Here is a 13,683-nt window from a genome sequence, read left to right on the forward strand (position 1 = left end):
CCCGGAGCGGGAAAAAGTTTTTCGCTCCCCGACCAAACCGATCGGCGGTTCCGCTCCGTATACCCGTCCGTCAAAGGCAAGTCGGCACTGAGGACGGACGGCATGACACCTCTCTTCTCCAGGGGCGGTACGGGACGCAAGGGCCTGGCCACGCTCATCAGCGGCGCGCTGGCCGCCGGAGGGCTCGCAGCCGCCGGCGTCGCCACGCTGGCACCCGGGGCGGCCTCCGCCTCCTCCCACCGGGAGGCCCCGCTGATCTCGGGCACCCCGCAGTACGACAACACCGACCTGTACGCGTTCGTCAGCCCGGACAAGCCCGACACGACGACGATCGTGGCGAACTGGATCCCCTTCGAGGAACCGGCCGGCGGACCGAACTTCTACACCTTCGCCGACGACGCCCAGTACGACCTCCACATCGACAACAACGGCGACGCGCAGGGCGAGTTGGTCTTCCGCTACACCTTCAAGACGCACACGAGGAACGGGAACACGTTCCTCTACAACACCGGTCCCGTCACCAGCCTGGACGACCCGGACCTCAACATCACCCAGACCTACGACATCGACCTCATCAAGGTCCGCGGCGGGCACGAGATGTCGAAGACCAAGCTGGCCGACGACGTGCCGGTGGCGCCGTCGAACGTCGGCAAGGCGTCCATGCCGGACTACGGCAAGCTGCGGGCGCAGGCGGTCCACAAGACGGCCGGGGGCGCCGCGACCTTCGCCGGACAGGCGGACGACCCGTTCTTCGCGGACCTGCGCGTCTTCGACCTGCTGTACGGCGGGAACCTCAGCGAGGTCGGCCGGGACACCCTCAAGGGCTACAACGTCAACACCATCGCCCTCCAGGTCCCGAACGACCTGATCCGCGAGTCCGCCCACCAGCCCGTGGTCGGCATCTGGTCCACCACCCAGCGCCGCAACGCCCAGGGCTACTACAGCCAGGTCTCGCGCCTCGGCAACCCGTTGGTCAACGAGGTCGTCAACCCGCAGAAGGACAAGGACAGGTTCAACGCGTCGCAGCCCGCGTACGACGCCCAGTTCCTGAAGAACGTCACCAACCCCGAGCTGCCGAAGCTCATCGAGTCCATCTACAAGATCAAGGCACCCGCGGAGCCGCGCAACGACCTGGTCGACGTCTTCCTGAAGGGCGTCAAGGGCCTCAACCAGCCGCCGAACGTCAAGCCGGCGGAGGAGCTGCGGCTGAACACCTCGGTCAAGCCGAGCATGCACCCGAAGCGGCTGGGCGTGCTGGACGGCGACAACGCGGGCTTCCCGAACGGGCGCCGGCTCGGCGACGACGTGATCGACGCGGCGCTGCAGGTCGTGGAGGGCGAACTGGTCGGCTCGAAGAACGACCTGGGGGACGCGGTCGACAAGAACGACAGGAAGTTCGAGAGCTACTTCCCGTACGTCGCCCAGCCCACGGCCGGTTCCCGCGGCGCCCTCGCCAAGGGCACGACGGCGGGGACGGACGTGCGCAGCCAGCTCGGGGACGCCCTCCAGCCGGCCGGTTCCTCTTCCGGCGGCTCCGGCAACACCGTGCTGATCGCCGGGTCGGCGGCCGCCGGCGCGGCCGGGATCCTGCTGCTGGGCACCGTCTTCGCCTGGTGGCGCCGGCGGATGCAGCGCGCGTACTGACCCCCCCGACCCACCGAGACCGGCGCGGCCCGTACTCCCCCTCCCCCACGGCGGGCCGCGCCTCAGCACACGACCGACGGAGGACAAGGCATGGTCCCGCGCGGGCAGGACGAAGAGAAGAGGGCGCAGAGGGCCGAGGCCCGGACGGCCGAGGAGCCGACGGCCGAGAAGCGGACCGCCGCTGAGCGGACGGCCGAAGTCCGGACGGCGCAAGAGCCGGGGACCGATGAGCGGACGGCCGCCGTGCAGACGGGCGAGGAGCGGACGGCCGAAGTCCGGACGGCGCAAGAGCCGGGGACCGAGAAGCGGACGGCCGACATGCAGACGGCCGAGGAGCCGACGGCCGAGGCCCGGACGGCCGACGTGCAGGCGGCCGAGGAGCAGACGGCCGAAGCCCGGACGGCGCAGGAGCCGGGGACCGAGGAGCCGACGGCCGCCGTGCAGACGGCCGAGGAGCAGACGGCCGAAGCCCGGACGACGCAGGAGCCAGGGACCGAGGAGCCGACGGCCGCCGTGCAGACGGCCGAGGAGCAGACGGCCGAAGCCCGGACGGCGCAGGAGCCGGGGGCCGAGAAGCGGACGGCCGACATGCAGGCGGCCGAGGCCCGGACGGCCGCCGTGCAGACGGCCGAGGAGCAGACGGCCGAAGCCCGGACGGCGCAAGAGCCATGGACCGAGAAGCGGACGGCCGACGTGCAGACGGCCGAGGAGCAGACGGCCGAAGTCCGCACGGCGCAAGAGCCGGGGGCCGAGGAGTCGCCGGTCTCCGGCCCGGGCGGGCACGCCGGTGGCGAGGAGCGGGTCGCCGCCGTGCGGCGGGTCGCGGCCGTCGTGCGGCGCCGGCGGTCCCTGCACCTGGTCTGCTCCGCCGCGCTGCTGGCGGTCGCCATGACCGGCGGGGCCATCGCGCTCGGCGCCGGCCGGACGCCGGCGTCCGTGCCGGTCGCCGCCGGTGCCGTGGAGCCGGGAGTGCCGGGCGGCGGGGACCTGGACGCGAGCATCACCGCGCTCCAGGCGCAGTTGCGGGCGCAGCCGAAGGACCAGGGCGGCTGGGCCACCCTCGGACTGGCCTACGTCGAGCAGGCGCGGACCAGGGCGGACCCGTCCCGGTACCCGCAGGCGGAACGGGCGCTGAAGCGGTCCCTGTCGCTGGCGCCGGACGACGACCGGGCCCTGGCCGGCCGCGCCGCCCTCGCCGCCGCCCGGCACGACTTCAAGGACGCCCTGGCCTTCGCGGACGCGGCCCTGCGCCGGAACCCGTACAGCGAGCGCGCGCTGTCCTCCCGGATCGACGCCCTGGTGGAACTCGGCCGGTACGCCGAGGCGGAGCAGGCCGCGCGGACCGCCGACAGCCGCCGGCCGGGCGTCCCGGTCTTCACCCGGTACGCCTACGTGCACGAACTGCGCGGGGACGTGGGCACCGCACGCCGGGTGCTGCGCCAGGCCCTGTCCGCCGCCGCCTCTCCCGGCGACACCGCGTACGTCGCCACCCAGCTCGGCCAGCTCGCCTGGAACCAGGGCGACTACCGGACCGCCCTCACCTTCTACGCCCGCGCCCTCGCCGCCGACGACGGCTACCTCCCGGCGCTGGAGGGCCGGGCCCGCGCCCGGGCCGCGAGCGGTGACCGGGCCGCGGCGATCAAGGACATGGAGGCGGTGGTGGCCCGCTCCCCGCTGCCCGGTCCGCTGGTCGCGCTGGGCGAGCTGTACGAGGCGCGGGGCGCGGCCGGCGACCGGGCACGCGCCCGCCGGCAGTACGCGCTGGTCGACGCCTGGACCGCGCTGGCCCGCGCCAACGGCGTCAACGCCGACCTGGACACCGCGCTGGCCGCCGCCGACCACGGCGACAAGGCCGCCGCCCTGCGCGCGGCCCGCGCCGAGTGGGCCCGCCGGCACACCGTGCACACCGCGGACGCGCTCGCCTGGGCCCTGCACGTCAACGGCCATGACGCGGAGGCCCTGCCCTACGCCCGCCGGGCCACCGCCACCGGCTACCGCAACGCCGCCTTCCGCTACCACCGCGGCATGATCGAACTGGCCACGGGCCACGCGCGGGACGGCCGTGCCTCCCTCAGGTCGGCCCTGAGGCTGAACCCCGGCTTCTCCCCGCTGGGCGCCGCCGAGGCCCGTACGGCACTGGAGGCCGCGAAGTGAAGCTGCGTCTGCCGTTCGTCCTCGTCGCCACCGGCGCCCTCGCGCTCCTCCCGGCCGGCACCGCGAGCGCGCACCCGCTCGGCAACTTCACCGTCAACCGCTACGACGGTCTCGTCGCCGCCCCCGGCCGGCTCCGTGTCGACCATGTGGAGGACCTCGCCGAGATCCCGGCGACCCAGGCCAAGCCCGACATCCAGCGGCTGGGCCTCACCGCGTGGGCCGAACAGCGCTGTGCCGGGGCCGCGCGGGGCAGCGGGCTCACCGTCGAGGGGCGCCCCGCCGCGCTGTCGCCCGGTTCCGCACGGGCCGAGCTGCGCCCCGGGCAGGCCGGGCTGAACACCCTGCGGCTGGAGTGCCGGTTCACCGCGCCGCTTCCCCGGGGGAAGTCCGTCACCCTCGGCTTCCACGGCGCGGGGGCCGCCGGCGGGCCCGGCTGGCGGGAGATCACCGCGCGCGGCGACCGTATGACGCTCACCTCCACGGACGTACCCCGCACGTCCGTGTCGCACGAACTGACCACGTACCCCAAGGACCTGCTGTCCTCCCCGGCCGACACCGCCACCGCCTCGGTGCGCGTGCGCCCGGGCGGTCCGGCGCTCGCCGAGGAGCGGCAGGACGCCCCGGGGGCCGCGGTGCTGCCCCGGGGCGCCGACCGCTGGACCCGTGCCCTGGACGACCTCGTGGCCCGGCACGACCTCACGCTCGGCTTCGCCGCGCTGGCCCTGCTCGTCGCCGTCGTCCTCGGCGCGATGCACGCCCTGGCGCCGGGCCACGGCAAGACGCTGATGGCCGCGACGGCGGCTGCGCGCGGGGGCCGGGCACGGCCGCGGGACGTACTGCCCCTGGCCGCCTCGGTCACCGTGACCCACACCCTCGGCGTGGTCGCCCTGGGTCTCCTCGTCACGGCCGGCTCCGCCGCCACGCCCGCGGTGATCTCCTGGCTGGGCATCGCCAGCGGCGCGCTGGTGCTCGGGGCGGGCGTCACCCTCGTACGCCGGGCCTGGCACAGTCGTGCACGGGCCGCCGGCCCTCCCCACGAGCGCGTCCGGCCAAGGGAGTTGGCGACTGTGGGCGCCGAACACGGTGCCGATCACCATCATCACGGTGGTGAGCACACCCATGGGGACCACACACACTCGCACGCTCATACGCACGGGGACCACGCACACGGCGGCCACCCACACGGGGACCACACACATGGGGACCACGCACATGGGGACCACGCACATGGAGGCCACACCCACACCCACGGCGGTCACACCCACACCCATGCCGTCGCCCCCACCCTCCGCGGCACGATCCTGCTCGGATTCGCCGGAGGGCTCGTGCCCAGTCCGTCCGCCGTGGTCGTCCTCGTCGGTGCCGCCGCGCTCGGCAAGGCCTGGTTCGGGCTGCTGCTCGTCGTGGCGTACGGGGCGGGTCTCGCGCTGACGCTCACCGCCGCCGGCTTCGCCGTCGTACGGCTGGGCGCGGGGGCGGCCCGGGTGCTGGAGCGGCGCCCGCGCTGGACGGCCCACCCGCTGGCCGCGCTGGTGCGCCGGACCCTGCCGCTGGCGTCGGCGCTGGCCGTACTGGCGCTGGGCATGGGGCTGGTGCTCAAGGGAGCCGCGTCCGCCTTCGGCTGAGAGACCCCGTCGGGCGGGGCCTCCCCGTCGCCGCCGGGCTCGCCCCGAGCGGATTCACTCGGAGGGGCGAGCCCGTACGGGTCCGTCGTGCCTCGGGCCGTGCGTCAGGCCGCGTTCGTGAAGACCGGCAGGTAGCCGCCGGACTGGCCGGACGCGGTGGGGTGGTACGACTCGCCGATGTCGAGCCAGTTGACGCTGTGCAGCCAGGAGCTGCCGGAGCAGATCTCGTGGCCGGAGAACGTGGTGCGGACGTCGCCGAAGACGAAGTTGTGGGCGGTGGCGCGGGCCTTGATGGCGGTGTCGATGTAGTCGGCGGCACCGTTGATCGCGGACCGCTTGGTCTCGGACAGGCCGAGGCACGCCTGGCCGAGCAGGTAGAAGCGGGGGTAGCCGATGACGACGACCCGGGCGGACGGGGCTTTGGCGCTGATCGCGTTGTAGACGGCGTCGAGCTTGCCGGGGAGCGTGTTGGCGACGTACGCCTTGGCGGTGTCGATGCGGGACAGGCAGGTGCTGTCGGAGCTGGTCACGCAGGTCGTCATGACGTCGGCGAAGCCCGCGTCGTTGCCGCCGACGGTGAGGGACACCAGCGAGGTGGAGGAGTTGAGCGAGCCGAGCTGGCCCGCGAGCACGTCGTCCGTCGTGGCGCCGGAGCAGGCGTTGAAGGCGAACGAGGCGGGGCTGTGGGCGGCGTTCCACAGGTACGGGTACGCCTTCGTGCTGCGGTCGCAGCTGCCGCTGGAGCTGATGTAGCTGCCGGCGCCCACTCCGGAGGAGTAGGAGTCGCCGAGCGCGACGTAGCCGCCGGCCGCGGCCGTCGAGGAAGCCTGCGCCGAAGCGGCCCCGGTGAGACCGAGGCCTGCGGCGAGGAGGAGCGAGGTCACGAATCCGGTAAGTCGGGAACGTCTCATGGAACCTCCCTTTAGCAGGATCTCTGCCTCAACCGTGGTAGCAGCTACGCGTGTTGACAGGAAGTGTCCATGCCAAAACTGTTGAGATCCCAACGAGATCAACCGGAAACATTCACCGCTCATCTATTGCCTGTGAACGCCCCGCCTGTTGACGGACGGTCAGCTGCGGAACGGCGCACGGGCGCCGGGCGGGCGACGGGCGCGCAGGGGAACACCCGGACTCGGGGAGGGAAATGCCGTGCACGGAACACACCTGTGACGGATCATGGCGGCATGTCTGCCAACCCACACGACGCTCTGCCGATCCGGCTCCACGTCGACGACTCCGACTCGCCGTCCGACGTCGTCGACGCGCTGTTCCTCGGCCGCTTCGCGACGGGCGAGCAGCCGTACTCGCACGCCGCGAACATCGACCGGGTGCGCTCGGGCGCGACCCTGCTGCCGGAGGGCGCCCGTGTCCTGCGGACGGCCCGCGACGACGACCGCAGCGCGACCCTCGCCGAGGGGGACGGCTGGACCCTGCTGGTCTCCCGCTGGAACCGGGGCGCGGACGTCACGGTCACCGCGACCAGCGCCGAACTGGCCGAGCGGATCCTCGGCCAGGCCACGGACGGCGCGGCCGACGAGCCGGAACCGCAGCCGGAGAACGTGACGATGGGGTTCTGGTACGTCTCCCCCCGGCGCGGCCCGCACCGCACCACCCGCCAGATCTCCGCGGGCACCTGGCAGGAGATCCGGCCCAACTACACGGCTCCGGTGGCCGATGCCATGGACCGCCTGATGAAGACGACCCCGGAGGACATCGCGGGCCGGCTGCTCCTCCTCCACGGTCCGCCGGGCACCGGCAAGACCTCCGCGCTGCGCACCCTGGCCCGCTCCTGGCGGGACTGGTGCCAGGTCGACTGCGTGCTGGACCCGGAGCGGCTCTTCTCCGACGTCGGCTATCTGATGGACATCGCGATCGGCGAGGACGACGGCGCGGGCAAGGGCCGCTGGCGGCTGCTGCTGCTGGAGGACTGCGACGAGCTGATCCGCGGCGAGGCCCGGCACACGGCGGGCCAGGCGCTGTCCCGGCTGCTGAACCTGACCGACGGTCTGCTCGGCCAGGGCCGCAACGTGCTGGTCGGCGTCACCACCAACGAGGACCTGGAGCGGCTGCACCCGGCCGTGGTCCGCCCCGGCCGCTGCCTGGCCCGGATCGAGGTGGGCCCGCTGACCCGCACGGAGGCGGTGAACTGGCTCGGCACCGAGGAGGGCGTGGGCCGTGAGGGGGCGACCCTGGCCGAGCTGTACGCGCTGCGCCGGGGCACCGCGCCGACTTCGGTGCCCGGTGCGCGGGAGGGCGCGGACGCGGGGCTGTACCTGTAGTGCTTTCATGAGGGTATGACCCTGCTCGTCGGCACGTCGGGGTGGCAGTACAAGGACTGGCGGGACCTCGTCTACCCGGCCGGGGTGCCGGCGCGGCTGTGGCTGGAGGAGTACACCCGGCTGTTCGCGACGGTGGAGGTCAACAACGCGTTCTACCGGCTGCCGTCGTACGACACGTTCGCCGCCTGGCGTGAGCGGGTGCCGCCGGAGTTCGTGGTCGCGGTCAAGGCCAGCCGGTACCTCACCCACATCAAGCGGCTCAGGGAGCCGCAGGAACCGGTGCACCGCCTGATGAGCCACGCGGCGGGCCTCGGCGACCGGCTGGGCCCGGTCCTCCTCCAGCTCCCGCCCACCCTGCGCGCCGACCCGCACCTGCTGGACGCCTGCCTGGCCTGTTTCCCCCCGGGTACGCGGGTCGCCGTCGAGCCCCGCCACGACTCCTGGTGGTCGCCACGGGTACGGCAGGTGCTGGAGTCCCGGAAGGCCGCCCTGTGCTGGGCGGACGTCCTGGCCCGCCCGGTCACCCCGCTGTGGCGCACCGCCGACTGGGGCTACGTCCGCTTCCACCAGGGCCGCGCCCGGCCCTGGCCGCGCTACGGCCGCCGCTCCCTGGACACCTGGGTGGACCGCATCGCGACCACCTGGTCCGACGGGGACGACGTCTACGCGTACTTCAACAACGACCCCGGGGGCGCGGCGGTGCGGGACGCGGTGACGTTCGGCAGGGCGGCGAGGAGGGCGGGCCTGACGGTGACGAGGACACCGGAGCCGACGAGCCCCGGACGACGTCCGGCGGGATGATCTCCGGCGGCGCCGAGCCCTGCTCAGTCCTCCGCGTACGCCGCCCGCAGGGCGTCCCGCGCGGCGCCCAGCGCCTCGTCCTCCTCCAGCCCCAGCCGCCGCACACGCTCGGCGTAGGCCTGCGCGGCGGCGGCAGCCTCCCGCTGGGCGGCCGGGCCGGCGGCAGCCACGAACGTGCCGTTGCGCCCCCGCGTCTCGATCACCCCGTCGCTCTCCAGCGCCCGGTACGCCTTGGCCACCGTGTTCACCGCGAGCCCCAGGGACTCGGCCAGCCCGCGTACGGTCGGCAGCCGGTACCCGACCGGGAGCGTCCCGGACCGCGCCTGCTCGGAGATCTGCGCCCGCACCTGCTCGTACGGGGGCGCGCTGTCATCGATGCGGATCTTCAGGCTCACACGGCCGATTGTCCCGCACCCGCGGGAAAATGAGAGGCAGCCCCGTCGTCCCGCCCCGTACGGTGCCTCCTCATGACAGTGTTCGTGCGCCCTCTGCGCCCCGACGTGCCGTCCGACGCCGAGGGCTTCGCCCATGTTCGCCGGCTGGCCCTGCCCTACATGCTGTACACCGCGGACTCGGTCCGGCACACGGTCGCCCACGTCCACCCCGACGCCCGGTTCCGGCCGCTGGTCGCGGAGGAGGACGGCGAGATCATCGGCACGGCACAGGTCCACCTGATCCACGACAGCCCCGACCCGGGACAGGGCGCCCTGAACGTCTACGTCCGCCCGGACCGGACCCACCGCGGCGCCGGCCGGCTGCTGGTCCGGGCCGCCGAGGAGTACCTCACGGACCTGGGCGCGAGCAGGCTGCTGGCCTGGGCGCTGGACGAACCGGCCAACCGGGCGTTCGCCGAGCGGCGCGGCTACCGGCGGGGCCGCAGCGCGCACTTCCTCCGGCTCGACCTGGCGCACGGCACCCTCCCTCCGCTCCCGGAGGTCCCGCCGGGCGTGGAGCTGCGGACGGCCGCCGACTTCGCGGACGACCCCCGGCCGCTGTTCGAGCTGGACGCGGAGACGGTGCGCGACGAACCGAGCGACGTGGACCACGCGTTCACGGACTACGACGCCTGGCTCGCGGAGACCTGGAACCATCCGCTGCTGAACCGGGAGCTGACCACCGCCGCCTGCGTCGACGGCCGGCCGGTCGCCTTCACCGTGGCCTACACCGACGGCGGCTCCCGCTACTCCTCGGCGATGACCGGCACGGCACGCGCCCACCGCGGCCGCGGCCTCGCCGCGCTCGCCAAGACCCACTCCCTGCACCGGGCCCGCGCCGCCGGTGTCACCGAGGCCTTCACCGGCAACGACACCGGCAACGATCCGATGATCGCGATCAACAAGCGGCTCGGCTACGAGATCTGCGCGACGGAGGTGCGCTATGTCCGTGAATCCGGCTGAGCCGGCCGCACGGCTGGAGGTCGTCCTGGTCAAGGCGGGCCGTACGAAGATCCGTTACCCGGCGGAGCTGCTCCAGGACGACGGCGACCGGATCGCCGTACGCGCCCCGTGGGCGGGCGCCGGGGTCCGGGACTTCGGGTTCGTGCGGTTCGAGCCCGGTGACGTGTTCACCGAGTACTACTGGCGGGACCGGTGGTACTCGGTGAAGGAGGTGCGGGCCGCCGACGGCTCGGTCAAGGGCTGGTACTGCGACATCACGCGCCCTGCGGTCCGACGGGGCTCGGACCTCGTCGTGGAGGACCTGGACCTGGACCTGTGGCGCTCCGCGGACGGGCGGGACGTGCGGCGCCTCGACGAGGACGAGTTCGCCGAGAGCGGGCTCGCACGGACCGATCCGGAGGCCGCGTCCGCGGCGGTGGCCGCGCTCGACACGCTGGAGGCGCTGGCGTCCCGCGCCGGCGGCTTCGAGGAACTGCTGTCCTGAGCCGCCCCGCCGTCACACCCGGGCCACGACCGCGTACCGCTCGTCGTCCACCTCCTTGCCCCACAGCAGGGCGTGCCCGGACAGGTGCTCCAGGTGCACGTCCCGGGCGAGCGGCTCCAGCAGGGCGGTGAGCCGCGCGGCCGGTACGCCGACCGGGGCGAGGGTGCCCCAGACGCCCTCGACCAGCACGAACCGGCCTCCGGGGCGGAGCAGGCCGCGCCAGTGCCGGAGGGCCGCGGCGGGGTCGGGCAGGGCCCACAGCACATGTCGTACGAGCACCGCGTCGAAGCGCCGGTCCCCCACCGGCGGGGCCCCGGCGTCCCCGCACAGGATCTCCGCGGGGTGCCCGGCGAGCTTGGTCCGGGCGCGCTCGGCCATCGCCGGGGACCGGTCGACCCCGGTCACCCGGTGCCCCTGCTCGGCGGCGAGGAGTGACAGGCTGCCGGTGCCGCAGCCGAGGTCGAGGACGTCGGCGGGGGGTTCGGGCAGCCAGGCGCGGATCCGGTCCGCCCAGGCCGCGCGGACCTCCGCGTCGCGCAGGCCGTGGTCGGGTTCGTCATCGAAGGCGGCGGCCTGTGCATCCCAGTCCGTTTCCTGGGCAGCCGCAACCGCGTACGTGTTCTCCCTCGTCATCCCCAGAGAGTGACACACGCCACTGACAGTGCGGACGTGACAGCCGCCACTGACAACCCGGCACCGATGAGGAACTCTCCCCGCAAGCGTCTGCCTCCGTGACAACGCGGAACCCGGCAGGCACTGAAGGAGGCAGCAGTCATGCGCCGTGCAACCGTGCAGAAGCCCCTGAAGAGGACGGACAGCCGCCGGATCCGCGAAGAGGCGGACGAACGCCCGGCGGGCCGCCCGGAGGTCCGCAAGGACATCGCCCGGACCTGGTGGCCGGACGGCTGACGCGGGCACGGCCCGGCCGGGGTCAGCTCAGCAGCTTGCGGTAGTGGACGCGGTCGTACGGACCGTCGACCCGACGCGCCACGACCTCGTAGCCGTACCTCGGGTAGATCTTCTGGTTCTCCCACATCATCGCGTTCGTGTAGAGCCTGATCTCACCGAGCCCCAGTTCCCGCGCGCGGGCGTCGACGAAGTGCAGCAGCCGGCGTCCGACGCCCGTGCCGCGGGCACTGGGGTGGACGGCGATGCTGTCCAGGAAGAGATGGTCGGCGTGCGACTCGACCACCACCAGCCCGACGACGGGCTCCCCCGTGACGAACACCCTGCCCGCGGCCACGTCGGCCGCGTGGTCCGCCTCCATGGGCTGGGGCACCACGCCGATGCGCTCGACGTAGGGGTGATAGGCCGCGTCCGTCACCGCCTTCACCGCCGCCGTGTCCTCGGGTCCGGCGGGCCGGACCCCTCCCGTGTCGTTGTCGTCCCGTTCGGTCATGCCCGCACGCTATCCGCCCGGGCATCTGCCTGAGCGCAGCCTGAGCCCTCCCTTAAGAGCGCCATAAGGATCTCCTCCGCCCGCTCCCGGCAGGGGATTTCGCGGTCGTCCGGGGCTAGTTTCTGATCACCCCCGCGGGATTCGGCCCGCCCCCGGGACCGTTCCGAGGAGCTCCCCATGTCAGCACGCCGCAAGGCCGCCACCGCGACCGCGCTCGGTCTCCCCGCGGCCGCCCTCCGTGCCGTCCCCGCGGCCGGGCGCGGTTCCATGGGCGACCCGGCCGGCCGCGTCGCGCAGTGCCACGCGGAGGGTCCGGAGAGCCCGCGGTCGGCGGGGTGCGAGGCGGCCGTGGCGGCGGGCGGCGCCCAGGCCCTGGACGACTGGAACGGCATCCGGATCGGTGACGCGGCCGGGCGGCTCCGGCAGCCGATCCGGGACGGCGCGCCGTGCAGCGCGGGCGACCCGGGGTCCGAGGGGCTCCACCCGGCCCCCGCCGGCCGGCCGGCGACGAGCGTGCACGCGGGGTCGTATACCTTCCGGTACCGCGTGACCGACCGGGTCCCGTCCGGCGGTTCCCACACGTTCACCGGCACCCGGCCCGAGCGGTCCGGCCGGCACCTGCCGTACGCGGTCTGGCAGTACTCGGACAGCCCGGAGGCCTTCCACTCCTGTTCGGACGTCGGCTTCGGCGGCCGTACGGCGTCCGCGCCGAGCGTCTCCGCGCCCTCGGCGGAGCCGTCCGCGACGGGCGCGTCCGACCGGCCGGAGGCGGCCGGGGCTCCGGCGGACCTCGCCGGGACGGGCGCGTCCGCCGGCACCTCCTTGCTCCCGGTCGGCGGTGCCGCGGCGCCGGCGGCCGGTTCCGCGGTGCTGTTCCCGTCCGCGCGGCGGCGCGCGGCGGGTGGCGGCCGCCGCCGGTGAGGGGTTCCGGGGCCTGTCCGGCGGCTCAGGCCGGACAGGCCCCGGCGGCGTCTCAGCTGAACGCGGAGGCGCAGGTGGTGGCGGTGGCGTGGGCCGGGTCGAGGGAATTGGCCACCTCGTGGAAGGCGATCCGGTCGAACAGGCCGATCGCGAGGTGTTCGGAGAGGTCGAGCGGGCACAGGTCCTGGAGGTGGACGTTGCGGACGTCGGAACCGCTCAGGTACTGGGTGCGCCAGGGGGTGACCACCTCGTCGTGCTGGGTGGCGATGACCGTGTAGCGGACCCCGGGGACGGTGTCGCCGCCCGTGTTGAGCTTGGTGAGGAAGGCGGAGCCGGTGATCTGGTCGGCGAGGCCGGGGGTGGTGGCCTTGAGCAGGTCCTCGGCGCCGGGGAAGTACGGCAGCAGGTGGGTGAGACCGTCCAGGTCGGTGCCGTGGTTGTCGGGGGCGATGCCGACGAGGGCGTTCACCTTGGCGGCTCCGCCGAGGAACTTCAGGTAGTAGCGGGGCATCATGCCGCCCTGGGAGTGGCCGACCAGGTCGGCCTTGGCGGCTCCGGTGGCGGCGAGCACCTTGTCGACGAAGGCGGACAGCTGCTCGGCCGACTCGTCGATGGGGCCGAGGCCGTGGAAGAGGGGGACGCCGGGCAGTTGGCCGTAGTCGAGCGAGTAGACGCAGTATCCGCGGCTCGTCAGGTAGGGGGCGAGACCGAGCCAGTTGTCGACCGCGTTGCCGAAGGTGCCGTGGACGAGGACGACGGGGCGGGGGTGGGCGGTGGAGGGCTTGCAGGAGTAGTCGTTCCAGCCGGAGGTGGGGGCGGCGGAGTCGGAAGCGCTGGCCGCGGCGGCCGGTACGACGGCGACGGCGGCGGTGAGGAGGAGTGCGGTGAGGGGTCTGAGCACTCGCTTCCAAGGCAGCATCGTGTGATCTCCTTGCGGCTCAAGGGAGGTGGGGGCCTAACCCTGTGATCCGGATCACGA

At 73.8% G+C, this 13,683-nt stretch carries 14 protein-coding genes; 9 read left to right on the forward strand and 5 right to left on the reverse strand.

Annotated features, from left to right (window positions below):
- The first annotated feature begins 102 nt into the window (after positions 1–102).
- The 3 genes from ACZ4VF_RS26795 to ACZ4VF_RS26805 all read left to right on the forward strand — a co-directional run bounded on the left by ACZ4VF_RS26795 (position 103) and on the right by ACZ4VF_RS26805 (position 5,423).
- Complete coding sequence (locus ACZ4VF_RS26795; RefSeq protein ID WP_467929085.1) at positions 103–1,644, forward strand: DUF4331 domain-containing protein; 1,542 nt, start codon at positions 103–105, stop codon at positions 1,642–1,644.
- 90 nt (positions 1,645–1,734) lie between these two features.
- Positions 1,735–3,798 (forward strand): tetratricopeptide repeat protein, encoded by a 2,064-nt coding sequence (locus ACZ4VF_RS26800; RefSeq protein ID WP_467929087.1) that lies wholly within the window; start codon positions 1,735–1,737, stop codon positions 3,796–3,798.
- Positions 3,795–5,423, forward strand: a complete 1,629-nt coding sequence (locus tag ACZ4VF_RS26805) for a HoxN/HupN/NixA family nickel/cobalt transporter (RefSeq protein WP_467929088.1) — start codon at positions 3,795–3,797, stop codon at positions 5,421–5,423. Before ACZ4VF_RS26800 ends, ACZ4VF_RS26805 begins: the two co-directional genes overlap by 4 nt.
- A 104-nt stretch (positions 5,424–5,527) precedes the next feature.
- On the opposite strand, the gene ACZ4VF_RS26810 is transcribed toward ACZ4VF_RS26805, so the two are convergent.
- A complete protein-coding gene (locus tag ACZ4VF_RS26810) occupies positions 5,528–6,334 on the reverse strand; it encodes an SGNH/GDSL hydrolase family protein (protein WP_467929090.1) in 807 nt (268 codons plus the stop codon).
- A 273-nt stretch (positions 6,335–6,607) separates the two neighbouring features.
- On the opposite strand from ACZ4VF_RS26810, the gene ACZ4VF_RS26815 reads away from it, so the two are divergent.
- Together ACZ4VF_RS26815 and ACZ4VF_RS26820 are read left to right on the forward strand one after the other, a co-directional pair.
- Positions 6,608–7,702, forward strand: coding sequence for a DUF5925 domain-containing protein (locus ACZ4VF_RS26815; protein WP_467929091.1), 1,095 nt, complete (start codon positions 6,608–6,610; stop codon positions 7,700–7,702).
- Between the two features lie 15 nt (positions 7,703–7,717).
- Positions 7,718–8,503 carry a DUF72 domain-containing protein gene (locus tag ACZ4VF_RS26820; protein ID WP_467929093.1) on the forward strand — a complete coding sequence of 262 codons (786 nt, stop codon included), beginning with the start codon at positions 7,718–7,720 and terminating at the stop codon, positions 8,501–8,503.
- A 23-nt stretch (positions 8,504–8,526) separates the two neighbouring features.
- On the opposite strand, the gene ACZ4VF_RS26825 is transcribed toward ACZ4VF_RS26820, so the two are convergent.
- Complete coding sequence (locus ACZ4VF_RS26825) at positions 8,527–8,898, reverse strand: GntR family transcriptional regulator (RefSeq protein WP_467929094.1); 372 nt, start codon at positions 8,896–8,898, stop codon at positions 8,527–8,529.
- 72 nt (positions 8,899–8,970) lie between these two features.
- Here ACZ4VF_RS26825 and ACZ4VF_RS26830 point away from each other — a divergent pair, with 72 nt between their 5' ends.
- On the forward strand, positions 8,971–9,900 hold the full coding sequence (locus tag ACZ4VF_RS26830; RefSeq protein ID WP_467929095.1) for a GNAT family N-acetyltransferase: 930 nt from the start codon (positions 8,971–8,973) through the stop codon (positions 9,898–9,900).
- Positions 9,881–10,384 (forward strand): ribonuclease FAU-1 family protein, encoded by a 504-nt coding sequence (locus ACZ4VF_RS26835; RefSeq protein ID WP_467929096.1) that lies wholly within the window; start codon positions 9,881–9,883, stop codon positions 10,382–10,384. The genes ACZ4VF_RS26830 and ACZ4VF_RS26835 overlap by 20 nt, the downstream gene beginning before the upstream one ends.
- A 12-nt stretch (positions 10,385–10,396) precedes the next feature.
- Here the strand turns inward: ACZ4VF_RS26835 and ACZ4VF_RS26840 are convergent, their stop codons facing one another.
- Positions 10,397–11,017, reverse strand: coding sequence for a class I SAM-dependent methyltransferase (locus tag ACZ4VF_RS26840; protein WP_467929098.1), 621 nt, complete (start codon positions 11,015–11,017; stop codon positions 10,397–10,399).
- A gap of 141 nt (positions 11,018–11,158) precedes the next feature.
- On the opposite strand from ACZ4VF_RS26840, the gene ACZ4VF_RS26845 reads away from it, so the two are divergent.
- Complete coding sequence (locus ACZ4VF_RS26845) at positions 11,159–11,293, forward strand: hypothetical protein (RefSeq protein WP_358977410.1); 135 nt, start codon at positions 11,159–11,161, stop codon at positions 11,291–11,293.
- A 22-nt stretch (positions 11,294–11,315) separates the two neighbouring features.
- Here the strand turns inward: ACZ4VF_RS26845 and ACZ4VF_RS26850 are convergent, their stop codons facing one another.
- Entirely contained in the window at positions 11,316–11,783 is a 468-nt protein-coding gene (locus ACZ4VF_RS26850) for a GNAT family N-acetyltransferase (protein ID WP_467929099.1), read from the reverse strand.
- Positions 11,784–11,960: 177 nt separating this feature from the next.
- Here ACZ4VF_RS26850 and ACZ4VF_RS26855 point away from each other — a divergent pair, with 177 nt between their 5' ends.
- Positions 11,961–12,704 (forward strand): lytic polysaccharide monooxygenase, encoded by a 744-nt coding sequence (locus ACZ4VF_RS26855; RefSeq protein ID WP_467929100.1) that lies wholly within the window; start codon positions 11,961–11,963, stop codon positions 12,702–12,704.
- Between the two features lie 52 nt (positions 12,705–12,756).
- Here the strand turns inward: ACZ4VF_RS26855 and ACZ4VF_RS26860 are convergent, their stop codons facing one another.
- Entirely contained in the window at positions 12,757–13,623 is an 867-nt protein-coding gene (locus ACZ4VF_RS26860) for an esterase/lipase family protein (RefSeq protein WP_467929101.1), read from the reverse strand.
- Positions 13,624–13,683: the final 60 nt, after the last annotated feature.

This window comes from Streptomyces sp. NPDC029151 (genome assembly GCF_055564315.1).

Bases quoted from the DNA above. Each gene is read 5' to 3' on its own strand.
- ACZ4VF_RS26815 (WP_467929091.1), top strand. From the start codon at position 6,608: ATGTCTGCCAACCCACACGACGCTCTGCCGATCCGGCTCCACGTCGAC.
- ACZ4VF_RS26860 (WP_467929101.1), bottom strand. From the start codon at position 13,623: ATGCTGCCTTGGAAGCGAGTGCTCAGACCCCTCACCGCACTCCTCCTC.
- ACZ4VF_RS26850 (WP_467929099.1), bottom strand. From the start codon at position 11,783: ATGACCGAACGGGACGACAACGACACGGGAGGGGTCCGGCCCGCCGGA.
- ACZ4VF_RS26845 (WP_358977410.1), top strand. From the start codon at position 11,159: ATGCGCCGTGCAACCGTGCAGAAGCCCCTGAAGAGGACGGACAGCCGC.
- ACZ4VF_RS26820 (WP_467929093.1), top strand. From the start codon at position 7,718: ATGACCCTGCTCGTCGGCACGTCGGGGTGGCAGTACAAGGACTGGCGG.
- ACZ4VF_RS26855 (WP_467929100.1), top strand. From the start codon at position 11,961: ATGTCAGCACGCCGCAAGGCCGCCACCGCGACCGCGCTCGGTCTCCCC.
- ACZ4VF_RS26840 (WP_467929098.1), bottom strand. From the start codon at position 11,017: ATGACGAGGGAGAACACGTACGCGGTTGCGGCTGCCCAGGAAACGGAC.
- ACZ4VF_RS26830 (WP_467929095.1), top strand. From the start codon at position 8,971: ATGACAGTGTTCGTGCGCCCTCTGCGCCCCGACGTGCCGTCCGACGCC.
- ACZ4VF_RS26795 (WP_467929085.1), top strand. From the start codon at position 103: ATGACACCTCTCTTCTCCAGGGGCGGTACGGGACGCAAGGGCCTGGCC.
- ACZ4VF_RS26810 (WP_467929090.1), bottom strand. From the start codon at position 6,334: ATGAGACGTTCCCGACTTACCGGATTCGTGACCTCGCTCCTCCTCGCC.
- ACZ4VF_RS26835 (WP_467929096.1), top strand. From the start codon at position 9,881: ATGTCCGTGAATCCGGCTGAGCCGGCCGCACGGCTGGAGGTCGTCCTG.
- ACZ4VF_RS26800 (WP_467929087.1), top strand. From the start codon at position 1,735: ATGGTCCCGCGCGGGCAGGACGAAGAGAAGAGGGCGCAGAGGGCCGAG.